Origin of the sequence: Cupriavidus sp. CuC1 (assembly GCF_044627735.1) — a bacterium.
GTDB lineage: Bacteria > Pseudomonadota > Gammaproteobacteria > Burkholderiales > Burkholderiaceae > Cupriavidus > Cupriavidus ulmosensis.
The window spans coordinates 1-19,656 of record NZ_JBIUHC010000018.1; the positions used below are offsets into that span (position 1 = coordinate 1).

Consider the following 19,656-nt stretch of genomic DNA (forward strand, 5'->3'; position numbering starts at 1 on the left):
GGCGCGGCGGCGGCGGGAGCCGGTGCGGCGGCTGCCGGGGCGGGCGCGGCGGCAGCCTGGCCAGCAGGCTCCAGCATCACCAGTACGGTGCCTTCGGCGACGTTGTCGCCAATCTTGATCCTGACTTCCTTGACGGTGCCGCCCTGGGGCGAGGGCACGTCCATCGTGGCCTTGTCCGATTCCAGCGTCACCAGCGCGTCTTCCGCATTGATGGTATCGCCCGGTTTCACGTGCACTTCGATGACGGGAACGGCGTCGTAATCGCCGATATCCGGCACCTTGATTTCAATCGCTTGACTCATTCAGTGTCTCCAGGGCAGGACAGCGCACGCGACAAATACGAGCGTGTGAGGTTACCCTCACTGCCTGCATCTGTCACGTCGCCGCGCCGCAAGGCGCCGGGCGTGAGCCCGGCACCCGCGGCGCGGCGTTACCGTTCCTGCGGGGGGTTCGTGCAGCCGGTCTGCTTAGACCGACATCGGGTTCGGCTTGTTGGGGTCGAGGTTGTATTTCTTGATGGCTTCGGCCACCTTGTCGCGACCGATGGCACCTTCGTCGGCCAGCGCCTTCAGTGCGGCCAGCGTCACCCAGTGACGGTCCACCTCGAAGAAATGACGCAGCTTCTCGCGGGTGTCCGAGCGGCCGAAACCGTCGGTGCCCAGCACCACGAAGCGGCGCGGCACGAAGGGACGGATCTGGTCGGCAAAGGCGCGCACGTAGTCGGTCGAGGCGATCACCGGGCCGCGCACCGACTTGAGGCTCTTGGTCACATGCGATTCGCGCTGCGTCTCGGTCGGGTGCAGCAGGTTCCAGCGCTCGATGTCGTGGCCTTCGCGGGCCAGCTCGGTAAAGCTCGGGCAGCCCCACAGGTCGGATTCGACGCCCCAGTCCTTCTTGAGCAGTTCGGCGGCGGCGATCACCTCGCGGAAGATCGTGCCGGAGCCCAGCAGCTGCACGCGCGGCGCGTTGCTGTTCTCGACGCCCTTACGGAACTGGTACATGCCCTTGACGATGTCGGCTTCCACGCCAGCCGGCATTTCCGGATGTTCGTAGTTCTCGTTCATCACCGTCAGGTAGTAGTAGACGTCTTCCTGTTCGGCATACATGCGGCGCAGGCCATCCTGCATGACCACCGCCAGTTCGTACTGGAAGGTCGGGTCATACGAGATGCAGTTCGGGATCGCGGCATGGAACACATGCGAATGGCCATCCTCGTGCTGCAGGCCTTCGCCGTTGAGCGTGGTGCGGCCCGAGGTGCCGCCCAGCAGGAAGCCGCGCGAGCGCATGTCGGCAGCCGCCCAGCACAGGTCACCGATACGCTGGATGCCGAACATCGAGTAGTAGATGTAGAACGGGATCATCTGCACGCCGTGCGTCGAGTACGACGTGGCTGCCGCGATCCAGTCGCACATGGCGCCGGCTTCGTTGATGCCCTCCTGCAGCACCTGGCCAGTCTGCGATTCCTTGTAGAACATCAGCTGGTCATGGTCTTCGGGCACGTACTTCTGGCCTTGCTGGTTCCAGATGCCGATCTGGCGGAACAGGCCTTCCATGCCGAAGGTGCGCGACTCGTCGGGCACGATGGGCACCACGTGCTTGCCGATCTGCTTGTCCTTGAGCAGCGTGTTCAGGATCCGTACGAAGGCCATGGTGGTGGAGACTTCGCGGCCTTCGCTGGTGGCCTTGAGCAGCGCGTCGAAGGCGGACAGCTCGGGCACTTTCAGCGCTTCGGCCTTCTGGCGGCGGGCCGGCAGGTAGCCACCCAGGTCCATGCGGCGGGCGCGCATGTATTCCAGTTCCTTCGAGCCTTCTTCGAAGGTGACGTACGGCACTTCCTCGATCTTGTCGTCGGCGACCGGAATATTAAACTGGTCGCGGAAACGGCGGATCGCGTCCACCGGCATCTTCTTCTGCTGGTGGCTGATGTTCATGGCCTGGCCGGCGTCGCCCATGCCGTAGCCCTTGATGGTCTTGGCCAGGATCAGCGTGGGCTGGCCCTTGTGCTCGTTGGCGGCACTATAGGCGGCGAAGATCTTGTGCGGATCGTGGCCACCGCGGTTCAGGCGCCAGATGTCCTCGTCGGACCAGTCGGCCACCATCGCCTTGAGTTCGGGCGTGTTGAAGAAATACTCGCGCACATAGGCGCCGTCCTTGGCCTTGAAGGTCTGGTACTCGCCGTCCACGCAATCCATCATGCGCTTCATCAGCAGGCCCTTCTTGTCGCGTGCCAGCAGCTGATCCCAGCGGCTGCCCCACACCACCTTGATCACGTTCCAGCCGGCGCCGCGGAACTCGGATTCGAGCTCCTGGATGATCTTGCCGTTGCCGCGCACCGGACCGTCCAGGCGCTGCAGGTTGCAGTTGATCACGAACACCAGGTTGTCGAGCTTCTCGCGCCCGGCCATGCCGATGGCGCCGAGCGATTCCGGCTCGTCGGTCTCGCCATCGCCCAGGAATGCCCAGACCTTGCGGCCTTCGGTCTGCACCAGGCCGCGGCTGTGCAGGTACTTCATGAAACGGGCCTGGTAGATGGCCATGATCGGGCCCAGGCCCATCGACACCGTCGGGAATTGCCAGAAGTCCGGCATCAGCCACGGGTGCGGGTAGGACGAGATGCCCTTGCCGTCGACTTCCTGGCGGAAGCTGTCGAGTTGATCGGTGCTCAGGCGGCCGAGCAGGAAGGCGCGCGAATACACGCCCGGAGCCGAGTGGCCCTGCACGAACACCAGGTCGCCGCCATGCTTGTCGGACGGGGCGTGCCAGAAGTGGTTGTAGCCGACGTCATACAGCGTGGCCGCCGAGGCAAACGAGGAGATGTGGCCGCCAACGTTGGTGTGCTTGTTGGCGCGCAGCACCATCGCCATGGCGTTCCAGCGGGTGTACGAGCGGATGCGGTGCTCGATGTCCTGGTCGCCGGGAATGCGGGCCTGCTGCTCCACCGGGATGGTGTTGATGTACTGCGTTTCAGCGTGGAACGGCTGGTTGACGCCGTTCACGCGTGCGTATTCGATCTGCTTCTCGATCAGGAAGGCGGCCCGATCGGTGCCTTCGGCGGCGATCACGCCCTGCAGGGCGTCAAGCCACTCGTGGGTTTCCTGGGGATCGGCATCGTTGGCGCTGCTTGCGCCGAGGATCTGCTCTGGTACAGCTGACATGACTGTCTCCTGGTGAATTCCTGCCTCGGCGCCCCCTGATTCTTGTGGTGGGAGCCCCGGCCTGACGGTGTGACTACGGTACGGCGCGCGGGCCGCGAGTGTCTTCGCACGGTCCTTCGCTAGTGCTCCGCCCGAGCTTGCCAGCGAGGCTGGCAGGACCTGACGCAGCACTGCCGTCCGCACTTTTCGGTCGGACCGATTCTATGGAAGCAGATTGGGCAAGACAAGCCTAATTTTCAAATTGCGATATGGTTTCTTATAATGTGAAATATTGCCGCAGCGCACCACAAAACTGCGCCAGCCCTTGCCACCAAACGCCGTGCACCCGCCGCGCCTTCGGCAGGAATGCCGCAGTGCCGCATTGGCGCTTACCCCAAGCGACGGGGCGCCGCAATCCCGCTACACTGGTCGGTCAGTCGTCAATCCCGCCATGCCGTCCCTCAAAGATTTCTTTTCCCACCTCCGCGCCGCAGTCGTCCCTCCCTCCGCTTCCGGCTCCGCCAAGGCGAGCGGCAGCGACCCTACGCTGGTCGCCCCGCCCAACCCGCTGACGCACCTCGATACGCTTGGCCATGTGGACGAGCCCGCTGCCGTCAATGGGCCGCCGCGCGGATTGTGGTGGCTGCGCTGGCGCAACCTGGTGGCGACCAGCTGGTTCATGTTCATCCCGCTGGTGGCGATCGTGCTGTTCACGGCGGCGATGGGTGTGATCCTGTGGTCACTCCATGAAACCGAGCGCCAGCAGCAGCGCGACGCGCTCTATCGCGACGCGGCCTGGGCCCAGCAGCGCGTGCGCCTGTCCGTCCTGAGCAACCAGGACCAGCTTGCCTCGCTGGCGCGCGACATCGCCGCCGCCCAGCTCGACCAGGGCGCCTACCGTACCGCCGCGCAGGAAATCCTGCGCGAAAACCCGGAAATCGTCTTCGTCAACTGGCTGGATGCGACCCGGCGCGGGCGCTGGTCGCTGCCGTCCACCTCCGAATTTGCCAGCCGGCTGCGCGAAACCCAGGACCAGCCGCTGGAGCCCGAGGTGCTCGATACCTTCGACGCCGCCCGCGAAACCCAGCGCGTGGTGTACTCACGCCCGCTGGTCAACGACCGCGGCGACAGCTTCATGCTGATGGAGGTGCCGATCGTGCGGGACAACGAGTTCCTCGGCACCCTCGGCGCGCTTTACTCCATCAATGGCATCCTGACCCACCTGCTGCCGCCGGAGCTGACCGAGCGCTACCGCTTCTCGCTGATCGACAAGAACAACCAGATCCGCGCCAGTACCTCGCTGCGGCCGGTGCCGGGCAATGCGCTGTCCTACGAGGTGCTGCTCGACCCGCCTGGGCACTCGCTGTCGCTGCGCGCCGACGCCTATCCGCCCGCCTCCAACCTGCCCAACAACATGCTGCTGTGGCTGGTGGTGGGGCTATCGTGCTTCCTGCTGTGGAGCCTTTGGAGCATGTGGCGGCACACCAGCCGGCGCTCCGAGGCGCAGCGCGCCCTGCTGGCGGAGACCTCGTTCCGGCGAGCCATGGAAAACTCGATGCTGATCGGGCTGCGCGCGCTGGACCTGAACGGCCGCATCACCTACGTCAATCCCGCCTTCTGCCGCATGACCGGCTGGCAGGACAGCGACCTGGTCGGCCGCGTGCCGCCCTTCCCCTACTGGCCGCCCAACGACCACCAGGAGATGCAAAAGCAGATCGACCTGACCCTGCAAGGCAAATCCCCGGCCAGCGGCTATGAGATGCGCGCCATGCGGCGCGACGGCAGCAGCTTCTATGCCCGCATGTACGTCTCGCCGCTGGTGGACAGCCGCGGCCGGCACACGGGCTGGATGGCCTCGATGACGGACATCACCGAGCCCAAGCGCGCCCGCGAGGAGCTTGCCGCCGCGCACGACCGCTTCACCACGGTCCTGGAGAGCCTGGACGCCGCGGTGTCGGTGCTGGCCACCGACAAGCCCGAACTGCTGTTCGCCAACCGCTATTACCGCCAGCTGTTCGGCTGGGAAGCCGAGGGCCACCTCAAGCTGGCCGGCGGCGAGGTCGACAAGGAGCAGGTTTCCAGCGACGCCACCGACTTCGTCGACGCCTACGCCGGCCTGCCGGCCTCCGAGCTGATGCCCTACTCCTCGGACGCGCGGGAAGTCTTCGTGCCCGACATGCAGAAATGGTTCGAAGTGCGCCGGCGCTACATTCAGTGGGTGGACGGCCACCTGGCGCAGATGCAGATCGCCACCGACATCACGGTGCGCAAGGCCGCCGAGGAAATGGCGCGCCAGCATGAGGAACGGCTGCAGTTCACCAGCCGCCTCACCACCATGGGCGAGATGGCGTCGTCGCTCGCGCACGAGCTGAACCAGCCGCTGGCGGCCATCAACAACTATTGCATGGGCGCGGTGGCCCGGCTGCGCTCCGGGCGCAGCACCGCCGAGGACCTGATCCCGATCCTGGAGAAGACCTCGGCGCAGGCCGTGCGCGCCGGCACCATCATCAGCCGCATCCGGGGCTTCGTGAAGCGCAGCCAGCCCCAGCGCCGCGAAGCCGCCCTGCACGACATCGTGGCCGACGCCGTCGGGCTGGCCGACCTGGAGGCCACCCGACGGCGCGTCACCATCCTGACCCGGCTGCCGGCGCCGCCGGTGGTGCTGTTCGTCGATCCGGTGCTGATCGAGCAGGTGCTGGTCAACCTGCTCAAGAACGCCGTCGAGGCCATGGCCGGGCTGCCGGCGCTGCGCGCCACCGGCGTGGTGCGCCTGCACGCGCGCATCGAGCCGGGCGAGATCGGGCCGAACATGCGCATCGACGTGATCGACCAGGGCCCCGGCGTCGACGAGGCCACGAAGGAGCGCCTGTTTGAGCCGTTTTTCAGCACCAAGTCCGATGGCATGGGCATGGGCCTGAATATCTGCCGCTCCATCATCGAGTCCCACCAGGGGCGCCTGTGGGTGGAGAACAATGCCGACGGCATCGGCTGCACGTTCAAGATCATGCTGCCGCTGCAGCCGGCGCTGATCGACCAATAAGGCGCCGGGCGGGGCCGCGCGGCAACGACAAGACAAGGCGCGCCCCGGGCCGCCCCTGTTGCTTGCCGCCCGGCCCGGTTACACTTGGCGGCAAATGACTTTGATGTCCCAGGAGACTTCATGACCGTAACGCCAAACCCCACCTCCCACCGCGGCGAGACCGTCTTCATCGTCGACGACGATGAAGCCATGCGCGACTCGCTGACCTGGCTGCTGGAGGGCAATGGCTACCAGGTTCGCAGCTTTACCAGCGCCGAACAGTTCCTCTCCGCCTATGACTCGGGCCAGGTCTCCTGCCTGATCCTGGACGTGCGGATGCCGGGCATGAGCGGGCCCGAGCTGCAGGAACGCATGATCGCGGAAAACATCAATATCCCGATCGTCTTCATCACCGGCCACGGCGACGTGCCGATGGCGGTCTCCACCATGAAGAAGGGCGCGATCGACTTTATCGAGAAGCCGTTCGATGAGTCCGAGCTGCGCTCGCTGGTGGAACGCATGCTGCAAAAGGCCCGCACCGACCACTCCGCCGCCCGTGAGCAGCGCGCCGCCAAGGACCTGCTGGGCAAGCTCACCACGCGCGAGCAGCAGGTGCTGGAGCGCATCGTGGCAGGCCGGCTGAACAAGCAGATCGCCGACGACCTGGGCATTTCCATCAAGACCGTGGAGGCGCACCGCGCCAACATCATGGAAAAGCTCAACGTCAACACCGTGGCCGACCTGCTGCGCCTGGCCCTGTCCAAGAACAGCTGAAATCGCTGAGCCAGCGCCCAAGGGCAGCCCCCCCCGAGCCTGCGGGGGGCTGCCAGTTCAACGACTGAGATACGCCTCGTCGCGAAAGGTCGCGACCCATTGCGGCTTGCAGACCACGAACACCGCCACCAACGCCAGCGGCAGCCCGAACAGGGTCACCATCAAGGTGGCGCCGAAAAGCTGGATCGCCAGCCCGCCCGGCAGTGTGGCGCGGACCGTCCATAGCAGCGCCAGCAACACCAGCGCACCCAGCCAGCCATTGTGCAAATCGTCGCGCCGCAGCAGTTGCCAGGGCCGGCGGCTCAGCGCCCAGGCCATTGCCGCCAGGCTGAGCACGATGAGACAGGCTTGTTCGGCCGGCGCGGCGGCCACGGCGAAAGGTATCTGGGCATCCATGCGGCCATGCTACCAGCGCCCTACTCTCCTGCGCCCCGGGTTGCGTCAACCTTTATAATTCCGCTTTGACCACCTCCAGCCCTCCAGCGCCCACCCCCATGCCAGCCCAACTCATCGACGGCAACGCCCTTGCCAAGCAACTCCGCACTGAAGCCGCCCAGCGTGCCGCCCGCCTGACCGAACGCGGCCACCGGCCCGGCCTGGCCGTGGTCCTGGTAGGAGAAGACCAGGCTAGCCAGGTTTATGTGCGCAACAAGGTCAAGGCCTGCGACGACAATGGCTTCCATTCCTCGCTCGACCGCTACCCCGCCGACCTTTCCGAGGCCGACCTGCTGGCCCGCATCGATGCCCTGAACCGCGACCCGCACATCCACGGCATCCTGGTGCAGCTGCCGCTGCCCAAGCATATCGACAGCCACAAAGTGCTCGAAGCGATCGCCCCGGAAAAAGACGTGGACGGCTTCCACGTGGCCAATGCCGGCGCGCTGATGACCGGCGCCCCGCTGTTCCGCCCGTGCACGCCTTATGGCTGCATGAAGATGCTGGAATCGGTCGATTTCCCGCTGCGCGGCGCCCGCGCGGTGGTGGTCGGCGCCTCCAACATCGTCGGCAAGCCGATGGCGATGCTGCTGCTGCAGGCCGGCGCCACCGTCACCATCTGCAACAGCAAGACGCGCGACCTGGCTGCCCATACCCGTGACGCGGACGTGATCGTGGCCGCGGTGGGACGGCGCAACATCATCACCGCCGACATGGTCAAGCCCGGCGCGGCCGTGATCGACGTCGGCATGAACCGCGACGACAACGGCAAGCTGTGCGGCGATGTCGACTTCAACGGCGTCAAGGAAGTAGCCGGCTACATCACGCCGGTGCCGGGCGGCGTTGGCCCGATGACCATCACGATGCTGCTGATCAATACGCTGGAAGCTGCCGAGCGCGCAGCCGGCTAAACGTCGCGCATGCTGTAGAGGCCGCCGCCCGCGGCCTGCCGCGGACGGCGCCGGCGCCTTTGTGCGCCCGGCGCTGCCTGGCACTGGAAAACCTGCCGCCCCGCCCCAATGTGCGGGGTATTGCCTTTACCGGCCCTGCCAAGAGAGACGCCATGGACCAAGCCGCCAATCAAGCCAACGCCGAAAACACCGCGGACGGCGCCAATCCGCTGCTGGATTTCACCGACCTGCCGCGTTTCTCCGAGATCCGCCCCGAGCACATCGCCCCGGCGCTGGACGTGCTGCTGGCCACCGCCCAAGCCGCCGTCGACCGTGCCGAGGACCCCGCCACCGAAGCCACCTGGGCCAACGCCGTGGAAGCGCTGGAAGCCGCCACCGAGCCGCTGGGACGCGCCTGGGGCGTGGTGGGCCACCTGAGCGCGGTGGCGGATACGCCGGCATTGCGCCAGGCGCACAGCGACAACCTGCCGCGCATGACCGAGTTCTGGTCCTCGCTGGGCCAGAGCCTGGCGCTCTACGACAAGTACAAGGCAATCGCCGCCAGCCCCGAATTCGCCACCATGAGCGCGGCCCGCCGCCAGCTGATGGAAAACGAGTTGCGCGGCTTCCGCCTGGGTGGTGCCGAACTGCCGGAAGACAAGAAACCCCGCTTCGCCGCGATCCAGGAGCAGCAGGCCCAGTTGTCGAAGGCCTTCTCCGACCACGTGCTGGATGCCACCAATGCCTACGCGCTGGTGATCGAGGACGAGAGCCGCCTGAGCGGCATCCCGGAAGACGCGCTGGAAGCGGCGCGCCATGCCGCCATGAAGGACGGCAAGCCGGGCTGGAAATTCACCCTGCACTTTCCCTCCTACTTCCCGGTACTGCAGTACGCGGACGACCGCGCGCTGCGCCAGACCATGTACGAGGCCAGCGTCACCCGCGCCTCGGAACTGGCCGAGCAGTACGGCCAGGGCAAGGCTGAATGGGACAACACGGCCAATATGCGCGAGCAGCTCGCGCTGCGCCGCGAAGAAGCGCAGTTGCTCGGCTACGCGTCCTTCGGCGAGGTCTCGCTGGTGCCCAAGATGGCGGAATCGCCGGCCGAAGTGCTGCGCTTCCTGGACGAGCTGGCCGCCAAGGCGCGCCCGTACGCCGAGAAGGACTGGGCCGAGCTCAAGGCCTTCGCCGCGAGCGAGCTGGGCCTGGATGACCTGTCGCCCTGGGACGTGGCCTACGCCTCGGAAAAGCTGCGCGAGCAGCGCTACGCGTTCTCCGAGCAAGAGGTCAAGCAATACTTCCCCGAGCCGCAGGTGCTCAAGGGCCTGTTCAGCGTGGTGGAGAAGCTGTTCTCGGTGCGCATCGAAGCCGACCAGGCCCAGACGTGGCACGCTGACGCGCGTTTCTTCCGCGTGGTTTCGCCCGAGGGCGAGCTGCTGGCGCAGTTCTACATCGACCTGTACGCCCGCGAAGGCAAGCGCGGCGGCGCATGGATGGACGATGCCCGCGGCCGCAAGCAGCTCGACGGCGGCCGCGTGCAGACCCCGGTGGCCTACCTGACCTGCAACTTCACGGCGCCGGTGGGCGGCAAGCCCGCGGTCTTCACCCACGACGAAGTGATCACGCTGTTCCACGAGTTCGGCCACGGCCTGCACCACATGCTCACCCAGGTGGGCGAGCTGGGGGTGTCCGGCATCAATGGCGTGGAATGGGATGCCGTTGAGCTGCCCTCGCAGTTCATGGAGAACTTCTGCTGGGAGTACGAGGTGCTGGCTGACATGACCGCGCACGTCGACACCGGCGAGCCGCTGCCGCGTGACCTGTTCGAGCGCATGCTGGCTGCGAAGAACTTCCAGAACGGCATGATGACGCTGCGCCAGATCGTGTTCTCGTCGTTCGACATGCACCTGCACACCAGCTTCGACCCCGCGGGCGAGAAGTCCGTGCTGACGCTGTCGAGGGAGATCAACGATCGCGCCCACGTGGTGCCGCAGCACCCGCTCTCGCGCTGGCCCAATACCTTCAGCCATATCTTTGCCGGCGGGTATGCGGCGGGATACTACAGCTACAAGTGGGCCGAAGTGCTGTCCGCCGACGTCTACGCGGCCTTCGAGGAAGCCGCGAAGCTCTCCGGCACGGTGCTGGACGCCGAGACCGGCGCGCGCTACCGCCGGGAGATCCTGTCCGTCGGCGGCAGCCGCCCGGCCATGGAATCGTTCACCGCGTTCCGCGGCCGCGCGCCGCAGATCGACGCACTGCTGCGGCACGGCGGCATGGCGGTGGCGTAAGGCAGAGCGCCTTCAGCAAAACCCGTTGAGCGGCTCAGTCTGAGCCGCTTTTTTCATGGTGGCTCGCACGGGCAATGCAGGCGGTCGACAGCAATGCGCAGCACCCGCTCGCCGCAATCGCCACCGAGTAGCTGCCGTAGGCATCGAAAAGCCAGCCGGCCAGGCTGCCGCCCGCCATCGCGGCAATGCCCACCGCGATATACAACGCCCCCAGGATCGCCCCAAGGTTTGCCGTGCCGAACCATGTCGCGGCCAGCGCCGGGTACAAGGAAATGCAGCCGCCGTTGGCCGCGCCGAACAGGACGGCAAACAGCGCCAGCGCCGGGAAGCTCGTTGCCCCAAGCCACACGCCGTTGAGCAGCGCGAGCATCAGCGTCAGCCACAAGAGCAGCCGCCCGGGACCCAGCCTGTCACCCAGCCCGCCCAGCAACAGGCGGCCCAGGATATTGCCGGCACCCACCAGCCCGATCAGCAGATTCCCCGCCGTGGAAGACAAGCCATGCTGCCGCGCGTACGGATGGATATGGACCAGCGCGGCGAACAGGCCGACCGAGCCCAGCAGGATGGCGCCGAAGTACCACCAGAATCGCCCGCCGCGCACGGCCTGCGCCAGGCTGAGCCCGGATGGAAGGGGCGAATGGGCAGTGCCAAGCGCCGCAGGCGCGCCATCGGGATGGAGACCGGCCTCCTCCGGCCGCCCCTTTAGCAGCATCGCCATAGCCAGCCCGACCACGGCGATGGCCAGCGCGAAGCAACGCATCGTCGCCTGCCAGCTCATCTGCTCCATCAGCAGCCCCGCCACCACCGGCCCGACAAACGTGCCAAGCCCGGTGCCCGCCAGCGCAAGGCCCGACGCCCTGCTGCGATGCCTGACGAACCAGCGCTGCACCGCCGTCACCGCCGGCACATAGACCAGGCCGACGCCCAGGCCCACCAGCGAACAGAAGGCAACCAGGAACCACGCCAGCGAATCCGTGACGACGCTGGCGATGGCAAAGCCCAGCGCCAGCAAGACGATGCCCATCGCAATGACCCGGCGGGTGGAGATGCGGTCGGCCAGGGAGCCCGAGAATACGCCCACCATGTAGTAAATAAGCGCGGTGAACGAAAACACCGAAGCCGTCGACGAACTACCCACCCGGAAGCCCTCCTGGATGCTCGCGAAAAATGCGCCGAACGAGTACGCGGCGCCAAATATGAGCGCCAGCAGCACGTGCGTCGCGCCAACCACATACCAACCCGGAAATACGTTCACCCTTGTGCTCACCGTTGCCATGCCGTCCCCGATAGCCCTTTCGCCCGCGCTTCCCGCGCTTCCCGCAACCGCGAATCATCGATTGCGCCACATATTCTTGTATATACAAGATAAGACAACAAATCAACGAGTCGGGATTACCCTGAGCGAAGCCAAAACCAAAGGCCGCCGCCGCCCTTTCCCTGGCGGACGCCGACGTTAAAACGGAAAATCCCCGCCAATGGAAATTGGCTAGACAAGCGTGGTCAAGTAAACTGCGTGCCATGACCTACCTGCCACCCGCCGCCGCCTACGCGCACATCAAGAACTACCTGAAGGACGGACTCAGCGCCGGGCGCTGGCCGCCCGGCACGCTGATGCCGTCGGAATCCGAGCTGGTCACCCAGTTCCGCGTCAGCCGCATGACCGCCAACCGGGCGGTGCGCGAGCTCCAGGCCGAAGGCCTGGTCGAGCGCGTGCAGGGCGTGGGCACGTTCGCCACCCAGCCCTATCGCGCGTCGTCCACCCTGACCATCCGCGACCTGCACGACGAGATCACGGAGCGGGGCCACCGCCACCGCTCGGACGTGCATATGGCGCGCGCCGAAGTCGTCACCGAGGCATTGGCGGCGCGGATCGGATTGCCCGTCGGCAGCAAGGTCTTCCACACCTTGATCGTGCATAGCGAGAACGGCATACCGCTGCTATGCGAGGATCGCTACGTCAACCCCGCCCGCGCGCCTGACTACCTGGACGTGGACTTCACCAAGACCACACCCACCAATTACCTGCTGACCGTGGCACCGCTGTGGGAGGCGCAATACTCCATCGAGGCGCAACTGCCCACCGAGCAGGAGGCCGAGCTGCTGGGCGTCAAGCCAAGCGAGCCCTGCCTGATCGTGATCCGCCGCACCGAAAGCCAGGGCTCGCCGATCACGCTGGCGCGGCTGGTGCATCCGGGGTCGCGCTATACCATCGAGGGCTCGTTCAAGCCCTAGCCCTTTGCGGGCCCGGATGCGCGCAGATGGTCGATAAACCCGCGGACCTTGGCGCTGACGTGCCGCGTATCCGGATAGACGGCGAAGACCTCGGTCCTTGGCAAGGCATGGTCCGGCATCAGGATCTGGAGCCGTCCGCTCTTGAGATGGTCGCCAAGCAGCCACTCGGGCAGCGCCGCGACGCCGCAGCCGGCCAGCACAAACGCTAGCAAGGCCGAGGCCGTATCCGCGTGGGCCACGTTGCGGACCCGGATCGTGTGCGACTGGCCTTGTGCGTCGGACAGGGTCCATTGCCCGCTCTGCCCCGCGCGATTGGCGAGCCACGGCAGCGCCGCCATCGCCTGCAGCGAATCGGGCGTGCCGCTTGTCCTCAGCAATGCCGGGCTGGCGACGATCACCAGCTTGAAATACCCGATCGGGTTAGCGCGGTGCCCCGAGTCTTCCAGCGGCCCCACCCGGATGGCGACGTCCAGCCGCTCCGCGATCAGGTCGGCGTGGGTCGAGCTGGCCTGGTAGCTCACCCGCAGATCGGGATGCAGGCGCGCAAAACCGGCCAGCGCGGGGGCAACGACGAGATTGCCGTAATCCACTGACGCCGTCACGCGCAAGCTGCCCGAGAAGGACGAATGTCCCGACCGGACCTGCTCCACTGCCGCGTCTGCCTGCCTCAACAAGACCGCGCAGTCGTGGAAGAACCGCTCGCCCGCCTCCGTCAGCGCCAGGCGCCGCGTGCTGCGCGTCAGCAAAGCCACCGACAGCTCTTGCTCCAGCTGCTTCACGTTGAAGCTGACCACGGCCTTGGTGGTGCCCAGCGTGTCGGCTGCCGCGGTGAACGAGCCACATTCCACCACGGCCACGAACATCGCCAGACGGTTCAGGTTGATCATGTTCTCAGCGGCCCAGGCCTATTGTCAAAAATCAGAGAACAGTATATCGGCCGCAAGGTTGTTTTTTTATCTCTCCAGGGTTTCTAGAATGCCGTCTTCCCGCCTGAACCTGCATGGCGCGCGCCGCCATTGCACGACTTTCCCATGCCCTACAAATCACGCGTTGCGTTGGTCTACCTCCTTGGCTTCTTTATCGACCTGGTCAACATGTTCATGGCGTCGGTCGCGTTTCCCGATATCGGCCAGTCGCTGCAAACGTCCGTTGGGGCCGTCGCGTGGGTGGCCAATGCCTACACGCTGGGGCTGACGCTGGTCATCCCGGCAAGCACGTGGTTGGCGGGCCGCTACGGCGACAAGGCGATCTTCGTGGCATCGCTGGGGATTTTTTCGCTGGCCGCGGCCGGCGCCGGATTCGCCGGCAGCATCGAGGCGCTGATCGCGTGGCGGTTGCTGCAGGGCCTGGGGGGCGGGCTTCTGATTCCTGTCGGGCAAGCCATGACGTACCGGCTCTACCCCCAGGCCGAGCGCGCGCGTTTGTCGGTGATGGTGATGGCCTGCGCACTACTCGCGCCAGCGTTGTCTCCCCTGGTGGGCGGCTACGTCGTGGACAGCCTGGGATGGCACTGGGTCTTCTGGCTCAACGTCCCGTTGGCCCTGGTGGCGCTTGTGCTTGCCGTGCTCTGGCTGCGGCCAGGCGAGAACATCCAAGGACACCAGCCAGACCTTGCCGGCATGGGGCTGGTCAGCCTGTCGCTTGCGCTGCTGCTGATCGGCATGTCGCGTTTCGAGCATGTCGGGGACACAGCGTGGGCACCGTGCTCGTCGCAGGCGGCGTCGCCGCCGGCTTGCTGCTTTTGCGGCATGTACGCCGGCGGCAGCACCCGGTCCTGGATTTGCGCGTGCTGCGTGATCCGCTGCTACGGGCAGCCATGGTCGTCTACCTGTTCGTGCCCGGCGTGTTTACCGGCGTCAGCCTGCTCAATATGTTCTTCATGCAAAGCGCGCTAGGCCTGAAGGCCGTCGATGCAGGGGCCCGGATGATTCCCTACGCCCTGGCGGCCGCAGCGGGGATGACGCTGGCCGGGCGGCTCTTCAGCAGGCTGGGGTCCCGCGTCCTGCTGCTGCCGGCTCTCGGCGCGCACGCGGCGGGCATCGCCATGCTGGCGACCGTGAGCGAAGCTGGCGACACGCTGCGCATGGTGGCCGCCTTCGCGCTGATGGGGGCTGGCGGCGGCATCTGCTCAAGCGTTGCGCAAACCCTGGCGCTGCTGAATGTGGCCCCGGCGTGGATGGGCCGTGCCAGCGCAATATGGAACCTGAATCGTCAATTGTCGTTTTGCGCCGGCGTCGCCCTGGCCAGCCTTTTATTGGGGCAACTGCTGGCCCGGCAAGGCATCGCCGACCTCGCCCCGGCACGCGGCGCCCTCGTGCTGACGCAGGTATTCCATGGGTGTTTTCTCATCGCCAGCTTATGCACCCTCGTGCCGCTGCTTGTCGTCTGGCGCCTGGACGACGGACATGAGCGCCAGCCAGCGGCATCAGCAACGCCTCGCTAACCTCCAGGGCAACCCGCCCGCCTACTCTCAAAGGAACACCCATCCATGCCTGACCTCGCAAAGCTTTGCCTGCTTGAAGTTGCTGAGACCCATGTGCTGATCGAACAATGGCTGTCGAGCGCCGATTGCCCCGACGCCGTATTAGAAACACTGCTGCAACGGTTTGGGCCGGGCTTCAGCATGATCTCGCCAACCGGTGCGCGCATGGAGCAAGGCGGCTTTCCCGCGCTGTTCGCACGGCTGCGCGGCGCCCGGCCCGGGCTGCAGATCAAGATCGATGAATTGACGCTTGTGCAGGTGGACGCGCGCTCGGCCACGGTCAGCTACCGGGAGACGCAGGCCTGGAACACGGGCACGTCCGAACGGCTTGCCACGGCGCTGTTCGTGGCTAGGGACGATGCGCGCGTCACGTGGCGACACCTGCATGAGACCTGGGCCTGAGGGCACCTGCCTCTGGAAGTGCCTGTGGCCGCGGCGGTCGTTCATAATGTGCAGGCAAACCATGGTGACACCGGGACGAATTCCAGTGTCGTCCAGGCAACCGTCAATCAATAAGCTATTTGAAAATGAGAATCGCAACCTGGAACGTCAACTCGCTCAAGGTCCGGCTACCGCAGGTGCTGGACTGGCTGATCGAGCAGGAAAAGGCCGACACGCCGATCGATGCCCTGTGCCTGCAGGAGCTGAAGATGCCGGACGACAAGTACCCGCTGGCCGAGCTGGAGAGCGCGGGCTTCCACAGCGTGTTCACCGGCCAGAAGACGTACAACGGCGTGGCGATCCTGGCGCGCAATGCCACCATGGCGACGCCAACCGACGTGGTGCGCAATATCCCCGGCTTCGACGACGCCCAGCAGCGCGTAGTGGCGGCGACCTATGGCGACGTGCGCCTGGTGTGCGCGTACTTCCCCAACGGGCAGGCCCCGGACTCCGACAAGTTCACCTACAAGCTGGGCTGGCTGAAGGCGATCACCGCGTGGCTGCAGGAGGAGATGGTGAAGTACCCGAAGCTCGCGCTGCTGGGCGACTTCAATATCGCGCCCGAAGACCGGGATGTGCACGATCCCAAGAAGTGGGAGGGGCAGAACCTGGTGTCACCGCCGGAGCGCGACGCGTTCCGGGCGCTGGAGGCGCTTGGGCTGACCGACGCGTTCCGCATGTTCGAGCAACCGGAGAAGAGCTTTTCCTGGTGGGACTACCGCATGTTTGCGTTCCGCCGCAACGCCGGCCTGCGCATCGACCACGTCCTGTTGTCGCAGGCCCTGCGCGAGGCGTGCAGCGCCTGCGTGATCGATCGCGTGCCGCGCACCTGGGAACAGCCGTCGGACCACACGCCGGTGGTGGCCACGCTCGACCTGGGCTGAGGCGTTGCGCCAGAGCCAGCCGCCCAGCCAGCGCTCAGCATATCCGGGTAGCCACCGGCTCGCGTCCGGGCGGCTGCACGGCTACACTTGCGGGCATGAAACCGGCCACCTTCCGCCACCGCAACCTCCCCCACCTGCTGCTGCAAGCCCGCGAAACGTTGATGGCGGGCTTTCGGCCCATCCTGCGCCAGCACGGCATGACCGAGCAGCAATGGCGCGTGGTGCGCACCCTCAACGAGCAAGGCGAGATGGAGCCCAACCAGCTCGCCGATGCCTGCCTGATCCTGAGCCCGAGCCTTACCCGCATGCTGTCGAGCATGGAGGAAGCGGGCCTGATCCTGCGCTCGCGCTCGACCACGGACCAGCGCCGCCAGCTGATCGCGCTGACCGACAAATGCCGCGCCCTGATCGCCGAGATGGAGCCGCTGATCGACCGCCGCTATGAGGAGCTCGAGCAGATGATCGGCGCCGAGCGGCTGGGCAAGGTCTATGGCGCCATCGACGAATTGCTGGTGAGCCTCGGCGAGCGAGACCCGCAAGCATGACCGCCCCGGCTGCGCGGCGCACAAGCGACCGGATGCTCGGGCGCCTGTTGCCGGCATGGCGTCACCGCGTGAGCCGCGCCTCCTTGCGTGCGGACGTGGTTGCGGGCCTGCTCGGCGCGGTGCTGGTGCTGCCGCAGGGCGTGGCCTTTGCCACGCTCGCCGGCCTGCCGCCGCAATACGGCATCTACGCGGCGGTCATACCCTGCATCGTGGCGGCCTTGTTCGGCTCCAGCTGGCATGTCATGTCCGGCCCGACCAACGCCAACTCGCTGGCGCTGTTCGCCATGCTGAGCCCGGTGGCATTTGCCGGCAGTCCCGAGTACATCAACCTGGCGCTCGCCGTCACCATCATGGTTGGCTTGCTGCAGCTTGCCGTGGGCACCTTGCGCCTTGGCACGCTGGCCAACTTCATCTCGCCCTCGGTGCTGCTTGGCTTCACGTGCGGCGCGGCGACGCTGATCGGGCTCTATGCGCTCAAGGACCTGTTCGGGCTGGCCGTGCCGACGGGCACGAGCGCCTTCGGTGTGGTGCGCTTCCTGCTGGACAATGCCGACGGCATCAACTGGAGCGCGTTCACGGTCGCCGCGATCACGCTGGCGGTGACCATCGCGGTGAAGCGCATCTCGCGCCGCCTGCCCTTCATGCTGATCGGCCTGCTGGCGGGCTACGGCGTCGCCCTGCTGCTCAACGCGCCGGGCTGGAGCGCGGGGGCGCGCCACGTCAATGTGGTCGGCCCGATTCCGTCGGCCATCCCGCCCTTCCACCTGCCGAGTATTTCCTGGCAGGCGATCCCCGACCTGCTGGGCATTGCCGCAGCGCTGACCATCGTGGCGCTCGGCCAGTCGATCTCGATCGCCAAGGCGGTGGCGCTGCGCTCGGGCCAGCACATCGATGCCAACCGCGAGTTCATCGGGCAGGGGCTGTCGAATATCGCGGGTGGCTTGTTCTCCGCCTATATTTCCTGCGGCTCGCTGAACCGCTCCATGCCCAACTACGAGGCCGGCGCGCAGACGCCGCTGGCCAGCATTTTCTCGGCCTTGTTGCTGGTGGTGCTGGTCATGGCCAGTGCCTCGCTGCTGGCGCAGATCCCGCTGGCCGCCATCGCCGCGATGTTGCTGCTGGTGGCCTGGGGCCTGTTCGATTTCAGCCGGCTGCGCCGTATTGCCAGCCTGAGCCGCACGGAATTCGCCATCGCCATCAGCACCTTTGTCGCCACGCTGGCCATCCGCCTGGAGATGGCGGTCTTGCTCGGCACCATCCTGTCGCTGGTGGCCTATCTCTATCGCACCTCGCGCCCGGCGGTGCGCAGCCTGGTGCCGGACGCCGACGACCCCGACCGGCGCTTCACGCCGCTCGACGAACTGCATCGTCCGCAACCGGAATGCCCCCAGCTAAAGCTGCTGCGCATGGAAGGCGCGATCTACTTCGGCGCGGTCCAGTACGTGACGGACCGCTTGCACGAGGCACGCAGCGCCTACCCCGGCCAGATCCATCTGCTGGCCATGACCAAGAGCATGAACTTCATCGACCTGGCCGGCGCCGAGATGTGGGAAAGCGAGCTGAGCGAGCGGCGCGCCACTGGCGGCGACCTGTATTTCCATCGTCCGCGCACGCAGGTGCTGCAGACGTGGGACCAGACCGGCTTCGCGCTGAAGCTGGGCGAGGGCCACATCTTTTCCACCAAGCGGCAGGCGCTGCACACCATCATTGCACGCCTCGATCCCGCAGGCTGTGCGCAATGCCAGGCACGCATCTTCGAAGAATGCGCAAGCCGCCCGGGCGGGCCGAGCTATCAGGCAAAACCGGCTTGAGTGTGACCAGCGCGATCAATGCAACCAGCGAGACCGGGAAGATCAGTGATGAGCGGCGGGAATGAAAAAGAGAAACGCCGGCGGGAAACCGGCGCCAGGCGGCGAGAAGCCGCAATGACTTGAAGCGGTAGCCCGGGATCGGACCGATGACCGGCCCGGACTGGGATCCGCTTCAGAGCGGCGCCACATGGGCGCGCTTGACTACCACTGGCTGGGCAGCGCCCTGCTCGATCAGCACCACCGCAGCACGCTCGATGGTTTCACGCCCGGCGCGGAATGCCTCTTCCAGCGACAACACCTGGTCGGCACTGAAGCCTTCCCACAGCGCTTCACGGGTCACCACGCAGGTGACTGGTTGGCCGTCGACAACGGCGTGAAATAGCAAGCCTTCATTGTTGATATCGTAACGCTCTTGCTCTTGGAACTTGATATCCATCGGTGCAGCCCTCCATTGCAAGTGAAGAATCATCCTAACATGGGTCGGCCCGACTCGTCCGCAAAGGCCTACGCCTCGCTCGCCCCCAAGCAAGACTACCGAAGCCTCGGGCGAGTTCCCGCGGTGTGAATGCCTGTGTTCGGTGCATGGCGCAGGAACAAGGCTGCCAGGGCGTTGCACGCACGACGGCGAATTCGCACGTGGTATTTCCAGAGCACCCTCGCGCAGGAAAAATTACGTAGGGGGTTTGACAAACTCAAAAACGGTGATACAATCTTTTTCTTC

Annotated in this window: 17 protein-coding genes; 11 read left to right on the forward strand and 6 right to left on the reverse strand. The window is 66.0% G+C overall.

Features of this window, described 5'->3' with window-relative positions; translation table 11 throughout:
* Positions 1 to 302: biotin/lipoyl-containing protein (locus ACGLHR_RS10325; protein ID WP_400093644.1), on the reverse strand; the 302-nt coding region annotated here is incomplete at its 3' end.
* A 165-nt stretch (positions 303 to 467) separates the two neighbouring features.
* Positions 468 to 3,155 carry a pyruvate dehydrogenase (acetyl-transferring), homodimeric type gene (aceE, locus tag ACGLHR_RS10330; RefSeq protein WP_267606243.1) on the reverse strand — a complete coding sequence of 896 codons (2,688 nt, stop codon included), beginning with the start codon at positions 3,153 to 3,155 and terminating at the stop codon, positions 468 to 470.
* Between the two features lie 430 nt (positions 3,156 to 3,585).
* Between aceE and ACGLHR_RS10335 the strand changes: the two genes are divergently transcribed.
* The gene (locus ACGLHR_RS10335; protein ID WP_400093646.1) at positions 3,586 to 6,174 is read left to right on the forward strand and encodes a PAS domain S-box protein; all 2,589 of its coding nucleotides are present in this window, start codon (positions 3,586 to 3,588) and stop codon (positions 6,172 to 6,174) included.
* 120 nt (positions 6,175 to 6,294) lie between these two features.
* Positions 6,295 to 6,927: a response regulator transcription factor gene (locus ACGLHR_RS10340; protein ID WP_006155997.1), complete on the forward strand. Its 633-nt coding sequence runs from the start codon at positions 6,295 to 6,297 to the stop codon at positions 6,925 to 6,927.
* Positions 6,928 to 6,984: 57 nt separating this feature from the next.
* Here ACGLHR_RS10340 and ACGLHR_RS10345 read toward each other — a convergent pair whose 3' ends face one another.
* Complete coding sequence (locus ACGLHR_RS10345; protein ID WP_400093647.1) at positions 6,985 to 7,323, reverse strand: hypothetical protein; 339 nt, start codon at positions 7,321 to 7,323, stop codon at positions 6,985 to 6,987.
* Positions 7,324 to 7,421: 98 nt separating this feature from the next.
* On the opposite strand from ACGLHR_RS10345, the gene folD reads away from it, so the two are divergent.
* Together folD and ACGLHR_RS10355 are read left to right on the forward strand one after the other, a co-directional pair.
* Complete coding sequence (folD, locus tag ACGLHR_RS10350; protein WP_267606241.1) at positions 7,422 to 8,273, forward strand: bifunctional methylenetetrahydrofolate dehydrogenase/methenyltetrahydrofolate cyclohydrolase FolD; 852 nt, start codon at positions 7,422 to 7,424, stop codon at positions 8,271 to 8,273.
* 152 nt (positions 8,274 to 8,425) lie between these two features.
* Positions 8,426 to 10,540 (forward strand): M3 family metallopeptidase, encoded by a 2,115-nt coding sequence (locus tag ACGLHR_RS10355; protein ID WP_400093649.1) that lies wholly within the window; start codon positions 8,426 to 8,428, stop codon positions 10,538 to 10,540.
* A 34-nt stretch (positions 10,541 to 10,574) separates the two neighbouring features.
* Here ACGLHR_RS10355 and ACGLHR_RS10360 read toward each other — a convergent pair whose 3' ends face one another.
* The gene (locus ACGLHR_RS10360; RefSeq protein WP_400093651.1) at positions 10,575 to 11,816 is read right to left on the reverse strand and encodes an MFS transporter; all 1,242 of its coding nucleotides are present in this window, start codon (positions 11,814 to 11,816) and stop codon (positions 10,575 to 10,577) included.
* A 242-nt stretch (positions 11,817 to 12,058) separates the two neighbouring features.
* On the opposite strand from ACGLHR_RS10360, the gene hutC reads away from it, so the two are divergent.
* Positions 12,059 to 12,772 carry a histidine utilization repressor gene (gene hutC, locus ACGLHR_RS10365; protein WP_318232658.1) on the forward strand — a complete coding sequence of 238 codons (714 nt, stop codon included), beginning with the start codon at positions 12,059 to 12,061 and terminating at the stop codon, positions 12,770 to 12,772.
* Here the strand turns inward: hutC and ACGLHR_RS10370 are convergent.
* Entirely contained in the window at positions 12,769 to 13,659 is an 891-nt protein-coding gene (locus ACGLHR_RS10370; protein WP_400093653.1) for a LysR family transcriptional regulator, read from the reverse strand. The two genes, hutC and ACGLHR_RS10370, sit on opposite strands and share 4 nt — an antisense overlap.
* Positions 13,660 to 13,803: 144 nt before the next feature.
* Here ACGLHR_RS10370 and ACGLHR_RS10375 point away from each other — a divergent pair, with 144 nt between their 5' ends.
* The 6 genes from ACGLHR_RS10375 (at position 13,804) to ACGLHR_RS10400 (ending at position 18,935) form a co-directional block, all read left to right on the forward strand.
* Entirely contained in the window at positions 13,804 to 14,667 is an 864-nt protein-coding gene (locus tag ACGLHR_RS10375) for an MFS transporter (RefSeq protein ID WP_400093654.1), read from the forward strand.
* Entirely contained in the window at positions 14,559 to 15,215 is a 657-nt protein-coding gene (locus ACGLHR_RS10380; RefSeq protein ID WP_400093656.1) for an MFS transporter, read from the forward strand. Before ACGLHR_RS10375 ends, ACGLHR_RS10380 begins: the two co-directional genes overlap by 109 nt.
* 45 nt (positions 15,216 to 15,260) lie before the next feature.
* Positions 15,261 to 15,656 (forward strand): hypothetical protein, encoded by a 396-nt coding sequence (locus ACGLHR_RS10385; protein WP_400093657.1) that lies wholly within the window; start codon positions 15,261 to 15,263, stop codon positions 15,654 to 15,656.
* A 125-nt stretch (positions 15,657 to 15,781) separates the two neighbouring features.
* A complete protein-coding gene (gene xth, locus ACGLHR_RS10390) occupies positions 15,782 to 16,579 on the forward strand; it encodes an exodeoxyribonuclease III (protein ID WP_318233064.1) in 798 nt (265 codons plus the stop codon).
* Positions 16,580 to 16,674: 95 nt separating this feature from the next.
* Complete coding sequence (gene hpaR, locus ACGLHR_RS10395) at positions 16,675 to 17,124, forward strand: homoprotocatechuate degradation operon regulator HpaR (RefSeq protein WP_318233063.1); 450 nt, start codon at positions 16,675 to 16,677, stop codon at positions 17,122 to 17,124.
* A gap of 32 nt (positions 17,125 to 17,156) precedes the next feature.
* The gene (locus tag ACGLHR_RS10400; protein ID WP_400093726.1) at positions 17,157 to 18,935 is read left to right on the forward strand and encodes a SulP family inorganic anion transporter; all 1,779 of its coding nucleotides are present in this window, start codon (positions 17,157 to 17,159) and stop codon (positions 18,933 to 18,935) included.
* 172 nt (positions 18,936 to 19,107) lie between these two features.
* Here ACGLHR_RS10400 and ACGLHR_RS10405 read toward each other — a convergent pair whose 3' ends face one another.
* Positions 19,108 to 19,371, reverse strand: coding sequence for a DUF1488 domain-containing protein (locus tag ACGLHR_RS10405; protein WP_006159541.1), 264 nt, complete (start codon positions 19,369 to 19,371; stop codon positions 19,108 to 19,110).
* Positions 19,372 to 19,656 lie beyond the last annotated feature (285 nt).